We start from the raw sequence: 16760 nt of genomic DNA, 5'->3' as shown, positions 1-16760 counted from the left end.
TCGATTTCGTCTCGGAGAACTGCATCGGCTGCGGCTATTGCGTGAAGGGCTGCCCGTTCAACATCCCGCGCATCAGCCAGGCCGACCACAAGGCCTATAAGTGCACGCTCTGCTCGGACCGGGTCTCGGTCGGCCAGGCGCCGGCCTGCGCCAAGGCCTGCCCGACCGGCGCCATCACCTTCGGCACCAAGCAGGCGATGCTGGACTATGCGCAGACCCGCATCACCGACCTGAAGTCGCGTGGCTTCAAGAATGCCGGCATCTACGATCCGCCCGGCGTCGGTGGCACGCATGTGATGTATGTCCTGCACCATGCCGACCAGCCGCAGCTCTACGCCAACCTGCCGAACAATCCCCGAATCAGCCAGGTGGTCGAGCTCTGGAAGGGGCTGACCAAATATGCCGGCATGGCGGCGATCGGCTTCGCCGCGGCCTTCGCTTTCGTCCACGGCATCGTGGCCCGGCGCAACGATGTCAGCCGCGCGGAGGATCGCGAAGCCGAGCATCTGATCGACGAGGAGGCTGCCCGTGGCCGTAAGGCGTGAGGAGGAGCGCACCACCGTCGACCGCTATCCCGGCCGCGTGCGCGTCAATCACTGGGTGACCGCGCTCTCGCTGATCCTGCTCGCGCTGAGCGGGGCCGCGCTGTTCCATCCGGCGCTGTTCTTCCTGTCGGGCCTGTTCGGCGGCGGCTCCAACACGCGCGCGCTGCACCCGTGGATCGGCGTCGTCTTGCTGGTGAGCTTCGCGATCCTGTTCGTCCAGATGGTCCGGTACAATTTCTGGGCGAGGGTCGACACGCAGTGGATGCGCCAGATCGGCGACGTCATGTCCGGGCATGAAGAAAACCTGCCCGAGATCGGCAAGTACAATGGCGCCCAGAAGATCGTCTTCTGGCTGATGACGCTGCTCATCCTCGTCCTGTTCGTGACAGGCCTGATGATCTGGTACGAGTATTTCGGCGCGAGCTTCACCATCGAGCAGCAGCGCTTCGGCCATATCCTGCACGCGCTGGCGGCGATCGCGATGCTGCTCGTCGTCATCGTGCATATCTATGCCGGCTTCTATGTCCGTGGCACGATGAGCGCCATGACCGAGGGCAAGGTGACGGGTGGCTGGGCCTTCCGCCACCACCGGCTCTGGCTGCGCAAGGAAGCGCGCGAGGGCGTGATCGACGAGCGCCAGGCGCCGCCGCGCCATCACGGCGTCGGCCCGGCCGAATGATTTCGACTGCGGTGCGGCCCCGGCCGCTCCGCCTCCCGTGACCCGTGCGGTTCGAGAGGACATGAGATGAGTGACGATCCGGGCCTTGTTACCTTCGAGGATGTCGGTACGCCGGAGCGCGACAAGCCGCCCTTCGTGCGCCTGCCGGAACCTGCGAGGCTGTTTGCCGCACGCGCCGAGCGCTTCGCAGCACTGGCGCCAGGGCACCAGCTCGAAGCCTATCTCGGCTTCCTCGCCGGATTGAGCCGAGCGCAGGCGGCTCTGGCCGGAGCGATTGACGCGCCCGCCCCGCCCTCTCTGCATGAATTGCGATTCCGTGCCGGCAATGCAATGCCGGTGCTGCCGCGCGAGGAGTTGGCCTCCGATCCGGCCGTCTCGATGGCTTTCGACCGGCTCGCCGCATTGCTGACCGATATCGCCATGCCGGATATTGCCCGCGCTGCCCTTGCCCGGGCCGTTGCGGCCGAGCCCGAGGCAAGACAGGCGATGTTCGCCGCCGTGCTGACGGATGCGGTGCCGGTCGAGGCCGTGGCCGAGCACATCTTCGCTGCCGCCGCCCTGCAGGTCGTCGCGGCCCGGCGCAGCGCCCTCATCGACCCTGCCCTGCCCCAGCCGGTCGCCGACGGCGTCTGCCCGTGCTGCGGCGGGCCGCCCGTGGCGAGCGCCGTCGTCGCCGACCTCCATGTCGAGGGCGTGCGCTATGTCCAATGCTCGCTCTGCGCGGTGCAATGGAATCATGTCCGGGTGAAATGCGTCACCTGCGGCTCGACCAAGGGCATCGCCTATCAGGAGATCGAGGGCATCGCCGACACGATCAAGGCCGAGACCTGCGACGAATGCCGGACCTATGTGAAGATCCTGAATCGCCGCAAGGCTCCGGAACTGGAGCCGGTAGCGGACGATGTCGCGAGCCTCGGCCTCGACCTCTTGGTGACAGAGGCCGGCTGGCGCCGCGCGGGAGTGAACCCATTCCTGCTCGGATACTGATCAAGCGTCTCCCGGAGGGAGCCTGATGAACAAGCCCGAACTTGTCCGCCCGCCATCGGTCGATACCGTGCTACGCAGCCCCAATGGCGAACTTGCCATCGCGCGCTATGGGCGGACAGCTGCGACGGACGCGATCCGGCATGTGATCGAGCGACTGCGGGCCGGCGGCCAGGCTGAACCTACCTCCATGGAGCGGCTTGGCCGCCTGGCGCTAGACCGGCTCGAAGAGCGGGAGCGGCCCTCGCAGCGCCCAGTGATCAACTTGACCGGCACGGTGCTGCACACCAATCTCGGCCGCGCCCTGCTAGCCGAAGAGGCGATCGAGGCCGTGGTCGCGACGATGCGCGCGCCGACCAATCTCGAATACGAGATCGAGACCGGAAGCCGCGGTGAACGAGACGCGCATGTCCGGGGCCTCATCAAGGAACTGACCGGCGCCGAGGACGCGATCCTCGTCAACAACAACGCTTCGGCCGTGCTGCTCGTGCTCAACACGCTCGCCAGGGATCGCGAGGCGATCGTCTCGCGCGGCGAACTGATCGAGATCGGAGGCGCCTTCCGCATGCCCGACATCATGGCGCGCGCCGGCGCGACCCTGCGCGAGGTCGGCACCACCAATCGCACCCATCTCAAGGACTATGCCGAGGCGATCGGGCCTGAGACCGGCCTGCTGATGAAGGTCCACACCTCGAATTATGTGGTGCAGGGGTTCACTGCCGAGGTCGAGCCGGCCGAACTCGCCAAGCTGGCACGCCAGCACAATCTACCCTTCGTCGACGATCTCGGCTCGGGCACGCTGATCGACCTCTCGCGCTGGGGCCTACGTAAGGAAAAGACGGTCCAGGATGCGCTGAAAGGCGGCGCCGATCTCGTCACCTTCTCCGGCGACAAACTGCTCGGCGGCCCGCAGGCCGGCATCGTCGCTGGGCGGAAGGATCTGATCGCGAAACTCGCGAAGAACCCGCTGAAGCGGGCGCTGCGCCTCGACAAGCTCCGGCTCGCAGCGCTGGAGGCGACGCTCAAGCTCTATCGCGATCCGGACCGGCTGGCGCAGCGCCTGCCGACGCTCCGGCTGTTCACGCGGACCGTCGACGATCTGCGCGCGCTAGCGAAGCGCCTCCAGCCACGGCTCGCCGACACGGTCGGCACGAGCTGGACGGTCGAGACCATCGACTGCGCCAGCCAGATCGGCTCCGGCGCATTACCATTGGAGACATTGCCCAGCGCCGGCCTCGCGCTGCGCCCTGCCGGCAAGGCGGCCGGCTCCGCCGTGGAGAAGCTGGCGGCCGCCTTCCGCGCCGTGCCGGTGCCGATGATCGGGCGGATCACGCAAGGCGCGCTCATGTTCGACCTACGCTGCCTGGAGGACGAGGCGCTGTTCACGGCGCAGCTCGATGCGCTGAAGCCAGAGACGCCCGATGCGCTGGCTTGAGCGCCTTTTCGGCCGAGGGGGGCCAGCCGATGACGATGTCGCCGCAAAGATGGCCCAGGCCACGGCGGTCGTCGAGCGCGGCGACCATGCGGCAGCGCTCGCGATCTGGGGGCCGCTCGCCCATTCCGGAATCGGGCGGGCGCAGAACAATATCGGCGCCTGTTTCGCCGAAGGGCTCGGCGTCGCGCGCGATCCGGCCCTGGCGTTGCGTTGGCTGAGCCTCGCTGCCGAAAGCGGCGATCCGGTCGGGCAGCGCAATCTGGCCGCCCTGCATTTCAAGGGCGAAGGCGTCGCTCAAAGCGATGCCGAGGCGATGCGGCTCTATCGGCTCGCCGCCGAGCAGGGCGACGCCCCGGCACAGGACATGCTGTCCTGGATGCTATTGGAAGGCGGCGTTCCGGCTGACCGCGCCGAGGCTTTGCGCTGGGCGCAGGCCGCGGCAGAGGCCGGCATCGCGACCAGCATGACCCGGCTCGGCATGATGCATCATGATGCCCTCGGCGTTGAGCGCGATGCCGACGCCGCCGCGCAATGGTGGCAGCGCGGCATGACGGCCGGCGACCCGGATTCCGAAGCGATGCTCGGCGCCGCGACCCTGCTCGGCCAGGGCGTGCCGGCCGATGCGGAGCGTGCGCTCAGCCTTCTGCTCGCGGCCGAGGGCAAGGGCAGTCCGCTCGCGGCGCCCTTCCTCAAGGCCGCGCGCGCCGCCGTTCCTCCCGCAGAGGCGGCGCCATGATCATCGGCACCGCCGGGCATATCGACCATGGCAAGACCTCGCTGATCCGGCGCCTGACCGGCGTCGATACCGACCGGCTGAAGGAGGAGAAGGCGCGCGGCATCTCGATCGCGCTCGGCTTCGCCTATTGGCCGCAAGCCGACGGCTCGGTCGTCGGCTTCATCGACGTGCCCGGCCATGAGAAATTCGTGCATACGATGCTGGCCGGCGCAGCCGGCATCGACCTGCTGCTGCTGGTCGTCGCAGCCGATGACGGCGTGATGCCCCAGACCCGCGAGCATGTCGCCATCGCCCGGCTGCTCGGAATAAACGAGGCGATCGTCGCGATCACCAAGGCCGATCTGGTCGATGCCGAGCGGATCGCGGCTGTCGAGGCCGAGATTGCGGCGCTGCTGGCGGCAGGTCCATTTGCCGAAGCGCCGATGCTGCCCGTCTCGACGCTGACGGGAGACGGCCTGACGGAACTGGCCGCTCTGCTTGCGTCGCAGGCACGCGAAAGCCATGCGCGCCAAAGCGACGGTGCTTTTCGGCTCGCGGTCGACCGCTGCTTCACCCTGCAGGGCGCTGGAACGGTAGTGACCGGAACGGTGTTGTCCGGCAGCGTGGCAGTCGGCGACAGCGTCACCGTCTCGCCCGGCGGCCTGTCGGCACGGGTGCGCTCGATCCATGCGCAGAACCGCCCGGCCGAGCGCGGCTTCGCCGGCGAGCGCTGCGCCCTCAACCTCGCCGGCCCCGGCATCGCGAAGGATGCGATCCGGCATGGCCAGATGGTGCTGGCGCCGGCGCTCCACGCCCCCACGATACGCATCGATGCGGAGGTGGCTCTGCTGCCCGGCGAGAAGGCGCTGACGATGTGGCAGCCGGTCCGTCTGCATCATGCAGCAGCCGAGATCGGCGCCCGCGTCGTGCTGCTGGGGAATGAGATCGCGCCCGGCACGGACGGCCTGATCCAGCTCGTGCTCGACGAGCCGCTTGCGGCCGCGGCGCTCGACCGTTTCGTGCTGCGTGATGCCAGTGCCTCGCGCACGATCGGCGGCGGACGCTTCCTCGATCTGCGCGCACCGGAACGTCGGCGCCGCAGTTCGGAGCGCCTGGCGCAGCTCGCCGCGCACCGCGAGCCCGACGCCGCGGAAGCGCTACAGGCCCTGCTCTCGGCGTCACCGTATCATGCCGACCTCGAAGGCTTCGTCCGCGACCGCGTGCTAGGCCCCGGTGCGGCGGAAAACCTGACGAACCGGCTCTGCCTGATCAGGATCGGCCCGCTCGCGCTACTGCCAGCGCATTGGCAGGCGCTGGCACTGGCCGCGACCGAGAGGCTCGATGCGTTCCATGCGGAGCATCCGGACCTGCCGGGCATCGGGCTGGCGCGACTGCGCTTCGCCATCGCACCACGCTGGCCGGCGCCGCTATTCCGGCAGGCGCTCGACCGCTTCGAGGATGAGGGCGTGCTGGTGCCCGCCGGGTCATGGCTCAGGCGGCCTGGCCATGAAGCCCGGCTCCTGCCGGAGGACGAGGCACTCTGGGCCAAGGTCTCGCCGTTGATCGCCGATAGCGAGCGCTTCCGGCCGCCCCGCGTGCGCGATATCGGCCATCTGCTCGGGCGCCCCGAGGAGGAGATCCGGCGCCTGCTACGGCTCACCGGGCGGCGCGGCGATGTCCATGAAGTCGCGCTCGACCATTTCTTCCTGCGCGGCACGCTCTCCGAGATGGTCGGGATCATCGATGATCTCGCCGCGCTTCATCCTGATGGCTTCAACGCGGCCCAGTTCCGCGACAGGCTCGACAACGGCCGAAAGGTCGCTATCCAGATTCTCGAGTTCTTCGATCGCCACGGCGTCACCATCCGCCGCGGCGACCTGAGGCGCATCAACCGGCGGCGGCTCGACCTGTTCGGGCCGCCGCCCGGCTTGAGCGATGGAGGAGAAGCGTCCCCGGTGGGGCGTCCGGACTTCAAATCCGGGAGGGGCCGTCAGACGGTCTCTGGTGGGTTCGACTCCCATTCTCTTCCGCCAATTCCGTGAGGGCGCATGACGGTTATGGATTTGCCTCCCCTCGCCTTCGTCGCCCGCTGCCTGTCCGGCCTGTCGCATGCCGCCGTCTAGAGGCCTGGGCACCGATTTCGACCGCTGGCTCGGCAAGCTTTTCCGCAAGGGCCCGTTCACGGCGCTGATCGTGCTGGTGAAGATCGCCGAGCCCAAGGTCGAGCCGCTGCGCTCGACCTTCGTCCATGTGGTCGGCGACGAGATCGACTGGGGCGATATCGTGCTGATGCTGCGCGGCGCCGGCGTGAACTGGGACGGCGCCGCCTTCTTCCCGACCCGCGGCGGCGAGAGCGGGCTCGTGCCGGATGCCCTTGCCCGCGATCGCCTGCGCGAGCTGGAAGCGGCCTTGCGGGAGGACCGGCTCGTCCTCAACAAGGGCGCCTTCTTCGACGTCTGGGGCCGGAATCTCGAAGTACAGGAAGCGCGCTGAAGCCTGTCAGTCGACGACGACCTGCGCCGGCCCTGCCTGCACCGTGCCAATGATCCGCGCCGCCGGGTAGCCCGCCTGCTTGATCTGCGCCAGCACGGCTTCGGCCCGCTCGGCGGCACAGGAGACCAGCAGGCCGCCCGACGTTTGCGGATCGGTCAGCAGGTGACGCTGCCAGTCCGGCAGGTTCGCCGGCAGCACCGCGCCCTCGCCGTAGCTCGCCCAGTTGCGGTGAGAGGCGCCGGTCACCCTGCCCTCCTGCGCCAGACGTTCCGCCTGCGACAGGAACGGCAGATCGGAAACCCGAAGCTTCAGAGTGACGCCGGAACCGCGCGCCATCTCGAGGCCATGGCCAAGGATGCCGAAGCCGGTGACATCGGTGATGGCATGGACAGCCTCGTCTTCAGCCAGTTCGGCACCGATGCGGTTGAGCAGCGTCGTCGAGGCGATCATCTCGTCATAGGCGGCCGCAGAGAGTTCGCTCTTCTTGAAAGCGGCCGAATAGATGCCGACGCCCAGCGCCTTTGTCAGGATCAACGCGTCGCCCGGCTTCGCGCCGCTGTTGCGGCGCAGATTCGTGGGCTTGAGCAGGCCGATGACCGCGAGCCCGTAGATCGGCTCGGGTGCGTCGATCGAGTGGCCGCCGGCAACCGGGATGCCGGCTTCGGCGCAGATCGAGGCGCCGCCCTTGAGGATCTCGCGGGTCACCTCGATCGGCAATTTGTCGAGTGGCATGCCGAGGATGGCCAGCGCCATGATCGGCCTACCGCCCATGGCATAGACGTCGGAGATGGCGTTGGTTGCAGCGATGCGGCCAAAATCGCGGGGATCGTCGACGACCGGCATGAAGAAGTCGGTGGTCGCGACAACGCAGGTGTTGTCATCGACCCGCCAGACCGCCGCATCGTCGCCAGTCTCGGTACCGACGAGGAGCTGGCTGTAGGGGCCGGCGGCCGGATGCCCGGCCAGCAATTGCTGGAGCACGGCAGGTGCCAGCTTGCAGCCGCAGCCGCCGCCATGGGCGAGGCTGGTGAGGCGCGGCGGCTGCGCAGGCGCCGTCGCAGCCAGCGGGCTCGTCTGATTCATCGTCGAGAACTCCGGGAGGCAAGAGCTTGGCGACGCTGCGGCAAGGCGGAGGCCGTCGCGCGGTCGCGCCGCAGTCGCAGACCCGGCCGATTAGCGCCCCGGCACGCGGGAGCCACAGCAGCAAGCATGCCCTATCGTTTCCGCATCGGCTCGCGGCGTCAACGCTTCCTTTGGTGGAACGAGGGCTTGGCGCCGATGGACAGCCAACTCGCCAGCTAGAACAATACATATTCTGGGGCGTCCACGAATCGGGCTGGGGGAAGATTATGAATAAGAATGTGGCTGCAGCGATGCTCGTTTCGCTGTCCCTTGGAGCATGCGCCACCGGTCGAGAATTCGCAGAGGTTTCGTCCTCAATCCCGAAACTTAACCCACAGAACGGACGAATCTACTTTTATAGAAACAATGATTTGCCGGGATGGGCAGTTCAGCCGAATATCCATTTGAACGATGAAGTTGTCGGGAAATCTCAACCTGGAGGCTTCTTCTACGTCGACAAGCCGGAAGGCGACTATCGCGTCTCGACCACCACGGAAGTGACCAATACGGTCAATTTTCACCTCGCGAGGAACGAGACCAAGTACGTGAAGACGGCGATCGGATTGGGCATTTTTATTGGGCGCATCAAACCGGAGGTTGTGTACCCTGAGCAGGGGCGATCCGACCTTACAGATATGAAATTCATCGGCGCTCAATAGAGAACCACCAAGCGTCGCTGCCGTTATCGTTCGAGCGGATGAATTCGGGCCTTGCGGCCATATTCGCAGGGCCCTTGTCGCCATGGCTCGTCCGTCGGCCATACCAGTGGCAGCGGGAAGGATGGATCGGGGCTGCCGACCATCATTCACGGCCTGCTGACGGCTGCTAATCCCGATATATAAAGATATTGATTATTGGATTTTCCCAGTCAGCCAACAAATCGAAACGATGCCCTCTGTCGTTGGGCTTCCCACTTGCCGTAGTATCGCAGGGCCCGCGAAAATCACAACGATCAGCTTTCGCCCCTTCCGTTGCTCCGGCAACCTCTCGGTAAGGCGGTCGGGGTCGGCACATAGAATCAGTGTGGCCGGCCGAACCGGGCGGGGCGATATGCCTATCGCGGATCGGTGCGTCGCATGCCTTTCGCCCGACGCCAATCAAACCGGCGGTATCATTGACACGATTTCCCAGCCGGGGACCGCCCCGCTCTCGGGCGAACGACGATGCTCTGCCGGCCACCCTCCATAATGGTTATCTCGCTTCGCCGACATGCCGCTCCAAAAGCTGAACTCGTAGAAAAAAGCGCCTCCTGCGCCACCTGCTGTTCGCCCATCATCGCGCCGCCCTCCATTCACAGGCGACTGGATCTCGATTTCAAGCTCACAGCAACATCCATTTCTGGCCCGTTGCGGTCGTTGGAGATGTCCGCTTTCCGGCATTCTATCTGGACTGATGACGTTACGGCCCAAATGGGCCCACAAATGCGGCTGGAGGGCGCGCATTCACGCCCACTGCATCTCCGCAAATTAGCTGACAGCCGTGCTTCGCGTCGTTTGACGCCACAGGCATAAAACCGTATGTACGGTATATTATTTACATGCAGCGGGGCGGCCAGAAAGCAGAGCCCGTTCGGCGTCACGCTGCGAGTACGAAAAGGCTCCCCGCCGGTGTGCAGGGTTAGGTGATTGCCTCATGAACCAGACTTTCGACGCGGCTCGCGACTTTTATCTTCAGCCGCCCGAATTCACCGAAATCCGTGACGCCGCGGCCAATGCCGGCGGCCAGTTGGTGCGCACTCCGCTCTTCGAAAGCGAAAGGGTCAACCGCATTATCGGAGGGCGCCTGCTGCTGAAGGCGGAAGGCTTGCAGCGGACCGGCAGCTTCAAGGCGCGCGGCGCGTTGAACTTCATCGCGGGCCTTCCGACAGCAAATCGTGCCAGGGGCGTGGTCGCCTACTCCTCCGGCAATCATGGGCAGGCGGTCTCCTGGGCAGCTTCGCGCCTCGGCATCCCGGCGCTGGTCATCATGCCTGAAACGGCGCCCGCTGCGAAGGTCGAGCGCGCCCGCGGCTGGGGCGCGGAGGTCCGGCTGATCGATTGGCGCGCCGTCGATGCCAAGAGCCTGTGTCAGTCGATCGCGGCCGAACGCGGCATGACCATGGTCTCGCCCTTCGAAGACCGCCGCATCATCGCCGGAGCGGGAACGCTGGCGATGGAAGTCGTCGAGCAGGCCGCCGAGATGAGAGCTCCCGAGCCCGATGCCATGCTGATAGGCTGCTCCGGCGGCGGATTGCTGGCCGGTTGCGCCATCGCAGCACATGCCCTGTCGCCGCAAACGGAGATGTGGGGCGTCGAACCAGCGGGCTTCGATGATCTGGCCCGCAGTCTCGCCGCCCGTGAGCGGCTCGCGAACGAGCCGGGCCACAGCTCGATCTGCGATGCGCTGACCGCGCGCACAATGGGCGACCTGACCTTCTCCATCGCGTTCCGCCATGTCCGTGGTGCCGTCAGCGTCAGCGACGACGAGGTGATGCAGGCCATGCGCCTCGCCTTCGAGGAATTCCGCATCGTTGTCGAACCGGGGGGAGCGGCTGCGCTGGCAGCCGCCATGTTCGGCCGCGTGCCGGTGGCCGGGCGCACCGTCGCGGTTGTGGCCTCCGGCTCGAATGTCGACGCGGAACTCTATCGGCGCGCGCTGGAGATCTAGCGCGCCGCTGGACTGGTCGTATGGACCTGCCTCGTGCCAAGTTATCTGAACAGCCGGTACCCGACGATTCGATGAGACAATCCTTGAGTGCGCATGCCCGGTCGTAACGCCAAGCCGATGAACTCTGTCGCCGAACAGCCCGCGAAGAAGCGCGGCCGCCCCAGCATGAAGGCGGTCCTGCTCGATGCGGCTCTGGATCTCGTGGCGGAGGGCGGCGTCCAGGCGCTCACCTACGAGGCTCTCGCTGAACGGACAGGGGCTTCCAAAGGGGGGCTGCTCTACCACTTCCCCTCCAAGGAAGCGCTCTTCCAAGAGATCACTGAGCAGCTGATCGCGCGCTACCGCGCCGCTCGCCAGTCGGCGATCGAGGCGCTTCCCGCAAGCCCAGCACGGGAGCTCAAAGGCAATACCATCGCCTCCCTGCGCAACTCGTCCAAATCCGACAACGTCAGCGCCAAGATGATGGTGTCAGGCCTGTGGGACGCTGAGCAGGGTAAAAAATACCGTCGCGCTCGCTTCGACGAGATGAGCAGCGGCGCAGGGTTCAACCGGACGGCGGTGGTCTATCTGGCAACCGAGGGGCTCTGGTTCATGGAGCTCGCCGGTCGCTCACCCTTCACCGCGGAGGAGCGCGTGAAGATCGAGACTATCCTGCTGGCTCTCGCTGACGGTGCCCAGATCGAGACTGCGTTGGACGGTACGGCGCAGGACAAATAGCCGGGTTCCCGCTGCCAAATACCTTTTACGACAAACCGTGTCGAACTCCGGACAGATCATGCGCAACGCTCTTCGCTCCAGGCTCGCCGCCGGCCAGCGCTCCATCAATGGCTGGTTGTCATTGCCCAGCGGCTATTCAGCCGAGATCATGGCGCGCCACGGTTGGCACAGCCTCACCGTCGACATGCAGCAGGCGTGCAGGACTATGCCAGCATGGTGCAGTGCTTTCAGGCGATCTCGGGCTTCCCCGTGACCCCGATGGTGCGTGTGCCCACCAACGAGCCGGGCATCATCGGCAAGGCGCTCGATGCCGGCGCCTGGGGCGTCATCTGCCCAATGGTCAACAGCGCCGAGGAGGCGAGCGCATTCGTTTCCGCCTGCCGCTATCCGCCAGCCGGGCAACGCTCGAATGGGCCCAACCGGGCGGCCGACTATGCCGAGACGCAGCCCTATCAGGCCTTCGCCAACGACGAGGTGCTGGCGCTGCCGATGATAGAGACCTCCGCGGCGGTCGAGGCCCTGGAATCCATTCTCGACGTACCGGGCGTGGACGGCGTTTATGTCGGCCCAACCGATCTGGCCTTCTCTCTCGGCCTGCCGCCGGTCTTCGACACCGACAATCCCGTCCTTCTTTCGATCTATCGCCGGATCGTGGAAGAGACGCGCAAGCGGGGCCGGTTCGCGGCCATCCACACGATGGACCCGGCCTATGCCGCCCGGATGCTCGACATTGGCTTCGGCCTGGTCACCGTCGGCGGGGATGCCGTGTTCATTGCCAGGGGTGCCCGTGCGACGGTGGACGCGCTGAAAGGCGCTATCGGCTGAGCTCGCTCGACAGATCTCCTGACCGGCGACGCCAACCCGAATCTGGCGTCAGGATGTTCCTGCCGAGCTGACGGGTCGTGGCGTCGCGTTTGCACGGCCCTGATCGACAAAGCCGCTTCTGCCGCCCCCGCCCCTTGATGCAGTGCATTCACGCAGCGCCCCTCTCTACGGCGTGAATGCCGGCCTTGCCGTGCCCGATATCTCCGGCGTCGAAGAGAGACGGCGACGATTTCTTGATGCGCCCCGTCTCCACCCTCTTCGCCATCCCCGTCAGGCGCGAGGCGCTCCCGTCGACCGCGTCGGCTTCAGGACGATGATTTCGTGGCAGGCGGCGAGCGCTTGCGCAGCGCGACGATAATGCTAGCGCGCGGCCTCACGCTCGGAGGCCACGCCACGCCCCGACCGCGGCCCCTCACGTTTGAAATGAAGCGTTTTCCGGCCCGCGCGGCCGATTTCCATCGCGCTGTAGAGCGTGGCGATAAGAGGCGCTTTCTCATTGACAGCGTAAGCCCCTGTCAATTTACTGTACCAAATGGTCTGTTTTAATTCCAGGTGCCCCCGATGCGAACGAGTGCCTCCGCGGGCAGCCTTGGCTCAGGCAGCCTGGCTGGTTGAAGGCTCCTTCCGAAGCGAGTCTTTCCTGCCTGGATCCAACGCGCACTCGGCAATAACCCACGCATCCCGTCAGAGCGCCACTGAGGGGTAAATCTGAGAGGGCCGAGATGAAGATCAGGGATATCCGCACCACGCCGCTCCTTTGCCATTTCAAGAACGACTACCATTGGGCTGATGGCGTGACGCTGTCCTCTCCGATCGTGCTGATCGAGATCGAGACGGAAGACGGTGTCATCGGTATTGCAGAGTCCGGCGTCGGCCCGACCATCGAACCCATGCTCGCGATCCTGCGTGACGCAATTCCGCACTTCATCGGAAAGTCGGTTTACGACACCAACAAGCTGATCTGGGACTACTTCATGACCGGCTTCAAGGCGCGCGGCATGGGGAGCCAGTACCGGATGTTCTCGCGCACGATGTCCGGCATCGAACTCGCAGCGTGGGATGCCATCGGCAGGGCGACGGGGCAGCCCGTCTGCAACGTCCTGGGGGGCGCCGTGCGCGACGAGGTCGGATATTTCGGCTTCGTGCAGGGGGACACTCCCAATGAGCTTCGCAGTCACGCCGAGGAGCTGGTCAAGGAGGGCTATCCCGTCCTCTATGTGAAGGTGGGGCGGGGCAACGATCTGGACCTGGCAATCGTGAAGGCCGTCCGGGAGGCCGCGCCGCATGTTCGCCTTCGGCTGGACGCGAACGAGGCCTGGGACACGCTGCAGGCGATCACGATGATGAAGCGGCTGAAGCCCTTCGATATCGAAATCATGGAGCAGCCGATTCCGGGCACGACAGGGCCCGATGGCTTCAGGCGCCTGCAGGGGGCCGGCATGCCGATGGCTGCCGACCAGAGCGTGTATCTGCCTGAGGAGGTCTTTGCGCTGTGCAGCAGTCATGCCGTTCAATCGATCGTGCTCGGACTGCATGAGACCTGCGGCGCCCTGAGATGGCGTCAGGCCGCCGGCATCGCTGCCGCGGCCAATGTCCGCATCAATATCCATGGAATCTTCGAGACCGGCATCACGACCTGCATGGCGAACCAGGTCGGTGCTACGGTCTCGAACCTCGACGATGCCAATCAGATCATGTGGCAGTTGCTCGCCGAGGACCTCATCCAGTCTCCGAGCCTGAAGCCCTCGAGGGGATTCCTGCCGGTTAGCAGGAAGCCCGGCTACGGGTTCGAGTTGAACTGGGATGCCGTGAACAGGGCACACGAGAAATACAGGCAGCGCCAAGCCTGGGTTCCGGCTCTCTGATCGACGGCACAGGCGACGTCAGACAGGCGCGAAGGCGACTCCCAGGGGCCGGCGTGGCTCTGGGCATCGTCCGGAGCCTTGGTCCGGCCGGCCGGCCGAAAGGCGCGGTCTTGACAGCAGAATGACCCTATTACTATACCAGATGGACGGGGTATAAATTATAGGGTCGCGAGGAAGCTGATCGACGTCTTCTGCCGCAATGACGCGCCGCGAAGCGTGCGCGCCCCGCAGCAACGTCCACGCGGTTTCACATACTGCCCATGACTATCGGAACGATCTCAATCCAGGGAGGAACAGAGAATGAAGTTGACGTCTTTGCTGTGCGGTGCAGCGATCGTACTGGCACTCGCCGCCGTCCCCGCCCAAGCGCAGGTCCTCAAGAACGGAGCCACCCCAACGGGCGTGCCGTTCAACTTCCTCGATCCGAAAACGAACACGATGCGCGGCTTCCTGCTCGACATTGCGGCCGAGGTGGCGAAGCGTGGCAAGTTACAGTTCGACCTGCAGACGCTCGACTTCCAGTCCCTCGTGCCGGCTCTTGAAAGCAAGAGGATCGATATCATCACGTCCTCGTTCGCCATTACCGAGCAGCGAGCGAAGGTCGTCGACTTCGCGGTGCCTTTGTACAGCTTCTACTGTGGATTGCTGGTTCCCCAGGGCAATCCGAAGAAGCTGGTCACCTACGATGACGTCAAGAAAGTCAAAGTCGGCACCAACATGGGCAACAACATCATCGCCAGCGCCCGCCAGAACGGAATCGAATTCGAGCTCTACAGCACGATCCAGGATCTGGTGAGAGACCTCAATCTAGGCCGGATCGATGCCGCCATCGTCGATATGCCCATCGTCGACCAGATGATGAAGGACAAGCCCGAGTACAAATTCGAGTGGGTCAAGGATTTCAAGCCCTTTTCCAAGGACTACTACTCCTTCGCGGTCCGCAAGGGTGATGGAGCGCTTCTGGACAAGATCAACCCGATCCTGACCGAGATCAAGAAGGATGGCACGCTGCAGACCCTCATTAAGCAATGGGGCCTTTCCGTCGACATCGCTCCCTGATCGACCTGTCCGGCCTTGGCTCCGCCTCCTGAATAAAGCGGGCGGAGCAATGTTTTTTCGGATCTGGAGCAGTACGTGCAATCTTTAACGGATGTCCTGCAATACCTGCCGCTGTTTTACAGCGGCATAGGCATGACCGTGCTGCTCTGGTTGGCGTCGTTGGCTGTCGCCACGGTGCTCGGCCTACTCCTGGCACTGGCGAGCTGGAGCAGCATCCCGGTGCTGTCGCAGGCGGCGAGCACATACGTCCTGTTCATCCGCGGCGTGCCGATCCTGGTGCAGATCTTCTACATCTATTTCCTGCTGCCGAGCATCGGCGTCACCCTGCCGGCCTATTGGGCGGCCGTTGCCGGCCTGGGGTTAGCCTTCTCGGCCTATATGGCCGAGGTGTTTCGCGCCGGCATCCTGGCGGTAGACACCGGACAGGTCGAGGCCGCCACGTCCCTGGCGATGCCGCCGCTCGTGATCGCGAGGCGGGTGATCGTGCCCCAGGCCGTCCGGACGGCGCTGCCTGGCTACTCCAACATTGTCGTGATGATGCTGAAGACCACCTCGCTGGCCTCAGTCATCGCGGTCCCCGAAATGTCCCGCACCGCGTTCCTGCTGGTCCAGGCCACCTACAAGAGCATCGAGCTCTTCACCCTGCTGGCCTTGCTGTACATCGCGATCAGCATTCCGTTGATCATCCTCATTCGCCGAATGGAGCGGAGGTGACCATGACGGAGGCGCTGTTCGGCTTCCTGCCCAATCTCCTGTCCGGCGTGAAGCTGACGATCGTCATCGCATTGTCCGCGATCGCTCTGGCAACCGCCCTGGGCCTCTGCCTGGAGATGCTGAGATGGACTGGCTTCGGGTTCTTGAAGCGCCTGAACGTCGTGCTTGTCGTCGTCCTGCGGGGCGTCCCGACGCTGGTCTTTATCTATTACGTGTATTTCGCCCTGCCGGCCCTTGGTATCGCCCTGTCGCCGATTGTCGCCGGCATCATCGCCCTGGCCGTCGCGCATGCGCCCTACATGGCGGAAAACATGCGGCTGTCGATCGAGGCGATCGACAGGGGGCAATCCGAGGCAGCCGTTTCGCTCGGGATGAGCAAGGCGCTGATGATGCGGCGTGTCATCATTCCCCAGGCCACGCGCTACTTCATGCCGCCCTATGGAAACTCGATCGTCATGGCGGTCAAGGATTCCAGCCTTTGCGCCGTCATCACCGTCGCGGAGCTGACCCGGCAGGCCCAGATCCTCGCATCCGAAACCTTCAGGACGATGGAAGTCTTCTCCCAGGCCGCGCTGCTCTACGTTTCGATCTGCGTGCCGTTCATTTTCTTCATCCGGTACTTCGAGCGCAGACTTTCCAAAGAGGCCGCAAGATGATCGAGTTCGACAACGTTCGAAAGTCGTACGGCCCCGTCGAGGTGCTGCGAGGCATTTCGGCCTCCCTGCCGGGAGGAAAGGTGTCCTGCATCATTGGCCCTTCCGGCTCCGGCAAATCGACGCTCCTGCGCTGCATCAACGGGCTTGAGACCTATCAGGACGGCGAGATTCGCGTCGCGGGCCTGCGGGCCGACGCGGAGAGCTTCGTCGCTATTCGCCGTAAAGTCTCGATGGTCTTCCAGAGGTTCAACCTGTGCACGGCGGTGAGAAAACCATCCAGTGGAGCGCCTGCGTTTGTGCCGGCG

General features: G+C 65.0%; 16 protein-coding genes, 1 tRNA gene and 1 pseudogene. 17 read left to right on the top strand and 1 reads right to left on the bottom strand.

The window, feature by feature from the left end; translation table 11 throughout:
* The 8 genes and pseudogenes from Q0Q36_RS23380 to Q0Q36_RS23345 all read left to right on the top strand — a co-directional run.
* Positions 1-545: formate dehydrogenase N subunit beta transmembrane domain-containing protein (locus Q0Q36_RS23380; protein WP_293801948.1), on the top strand; the 545-nt coding region annotated here is incomplete at its 5' end.
* Entirely contained in the window at positions 529-1224 is a 696-nt protein-coding gene (locus Q0Q36_RS23375; protein ID WP_293801947.1) for a formate dehydrogenase subunit gamma, read from the top strand. The genes Q0Q36_RS23380 and Q0Q36_RS23375, both read left to right, overlap by 17 nt.
* Positions 1225-1290: 66 nt before the next feature.
* On the top strand, positions 1291-2211 hold the full coding sequence (gene fdhE / locus Q0Q36_RS23370; protein ID WP_293801945.1) for a formate dehydrogenase accessory protein FdhE: 921 nt from the start codon (positions 1291-1293) through the stop codon (positions 2209-2211).
* A 25-nt stretch (positions 2212-2236) separates the two neighbouring features.
* A complete protein-coding gene (selA, locus tag Q0Q36_RS23365) occupies positions 2237-3643 on the top strand; it encodes an L-seryl-tRNA(Sec) selenium transferase (protein ID WP_293801943.1) in 1407 nt (468 codons plus the stop codon).
* Complete coding sequence (locus Q0Q36_RS23360) at positions 3630-4379, top strand: tetratricopeptide repeat protein (RefSeq protein WP_293801941.1); 750 nt, start codon at positions 3630-3632, stop codon at positions 4377-4379. The genes selA and Q0Q36_RS23360 overlap by 14 nt, the downstream gene beginning before the upstream one ends.
* Positions 4376-6190, top strand: a pseudogene (gene selB / locus Q0Q36_RS23355) (selenocysteine-specific translation elongation factor); the annotation flags it as partial. The gene Q0Q36_RS23360 and the pseudogene selB, both read left to right, overlap by 4 nt.
* A 105-nt stretch (positions 6191-6295) precedes the next feature.
* Positions 6296-6391 (top strand) — tRNA-Sec (locus Q0Q36_RS23350).
* 76 nt (positions 6392-6467) lie between these two features.
* A complete protein-coding gene (locus Q0Q36_RS23345) occupies positions 6468-6851 on the top strand; it encodes a hypothetical protein (protein ID WP_293801939.1) in 384 nt (127 codons plus the stop codon).
* Between the two features lie 6 nt (positions 6852-6857).
* Here Q0Q36_RS23345 and selD read toward each other — a convergent pair whose 3' ends face one another.
* On the bottom strand, positions 6858-7934 hold the full coding sequence (gene selD, locus Q0Q36_RS23340; protein ID WP_293801937.1) for a selenide, water dikinase SelD: 1077 nt from the start codon (positions 7932-7934) through the stop codon (positions 6858-6860).
* Positions 7935-7960: 26 nt separating this feature from the next.
* On the opposite strand from selD, the gene Q0Q36_RS23335 reads away from it, so the two are divergent.
* The 9 genes from Q0Q36_RS23335 to Q0Q36_RS23295 form a co-directional block, all read left to right on the top strand.
* Entirely contained in the window at positions 7961-8632 is a 672-nt protein-coding gene (locus Q0Q36_RS23335) for a DUF2846 domain-containing protein (protein WP_293801935.1), read from the top strand.
* A 973-nt stretch (positions 8633-9605) separates the two neighbouring features.
* Positions 9606-10619: a threonine/serine dehydratase gene (locus Q0Q36_RS23330; RefSeq protein ID WP_293801933.1), complete on the top strand. Its 1014-nt coding sequence runs from the start codon at positions 9606-9608 to the stop codon at positions 10617-10619.
* A gap of 93 nt (positions 10620-10712) precedes the next feature.
* The gene (locus tag Q0Q36_RS23325) at positions 10713-11336 is read left to right on the top strand and encodes a TetR/AcrR family transcriptional regulator (RefSeq protein ID WP_293801931.1); all 624 of its coding nucleotides are present in this window, start codon (positions 10713-10715) and stop codon (positions 11334-11336) included.
* A gap of 213 nt (positions 11337-11549) precedes the next feature.
* Positions 11550-12161 carry an aldolase/citrate lyase family protein gene (locus tag Q0Q36_RS23320; protein WP_293801929.1) on the top strand — a complete coding sequence of 204 codons (612 nt, stop codon included), beginning with the start codon at positions 11550-11552 and terminating at the stop codon, positions 12159-12161.
* Between the two features lie 722 nt (positions 12162-12883).
* Entirely contained in the window at positions 12884-14026 is a 1143-nt protein-coding gene (locus Q0Q36_RS23315) for a mandelate racemase/muconate lactonizing enzyme family protein (protein WP_293801927.1), read from the top strand.
* A 300-nt stretch (positions 14027-14326) separates the two neighbouring features.
* Positions 14327-15085: an ABC transporter substrate-binding protein gene (locus tag Q0Q36_RS23310; RefSeq protein WP_293801925.1), complete on the top strand. Its 759-nt coding sequence runs from the start codon at positions 14327-14329 to the stop codon at positions 15083-15085.
* A gap of 75 nt (positions 15086-15160) precedes the next feature.
* A complete protein-coding gene (locus tag Q0Q36_RS23305) occupies positions 15161-15799 on the top strand; it encodes an amino acid ABC transporter permease (protein WP_293801923.1) in 639 nt (212 codons plus the stop codon).
* A 2-nt stretch (positions 15800-15801) separates the two neighbouring features.
* Positions 15802-16455, top strand: a complete 654-nt coding sequence (locus Q0Q36_RS23300; RefSeq protein WP_293801921.1) for an amino acid ABC transporter permease — start codon at positions 15802-15804, stop codon at positions 16453-16455.
* Positions 16452-16760: ATP-binding cassette domain-containing protein (locus Q0Q36_RS23295; protein ID WP_293801919.1), on the top strand; the 309-nt coding region annotated here is incomplete at its 3' end. The genes Q0Q36_RS23300 and Q0Q36_RS23295, both read left to right, overlap by 4 nt.

The sequence above is a fragment of the uncultured Allobosea sp. genome, assembly GCF_945957345.1.
Classification (GTDB): Bacteria; Pseudomonadota; Alphaproteobacteria; order Rhizobiales; family Beijerinckiaceae; genus Allobosea.
This window is presented reverse-complemented; position numbering and strand designations above follow the sequence as displayed.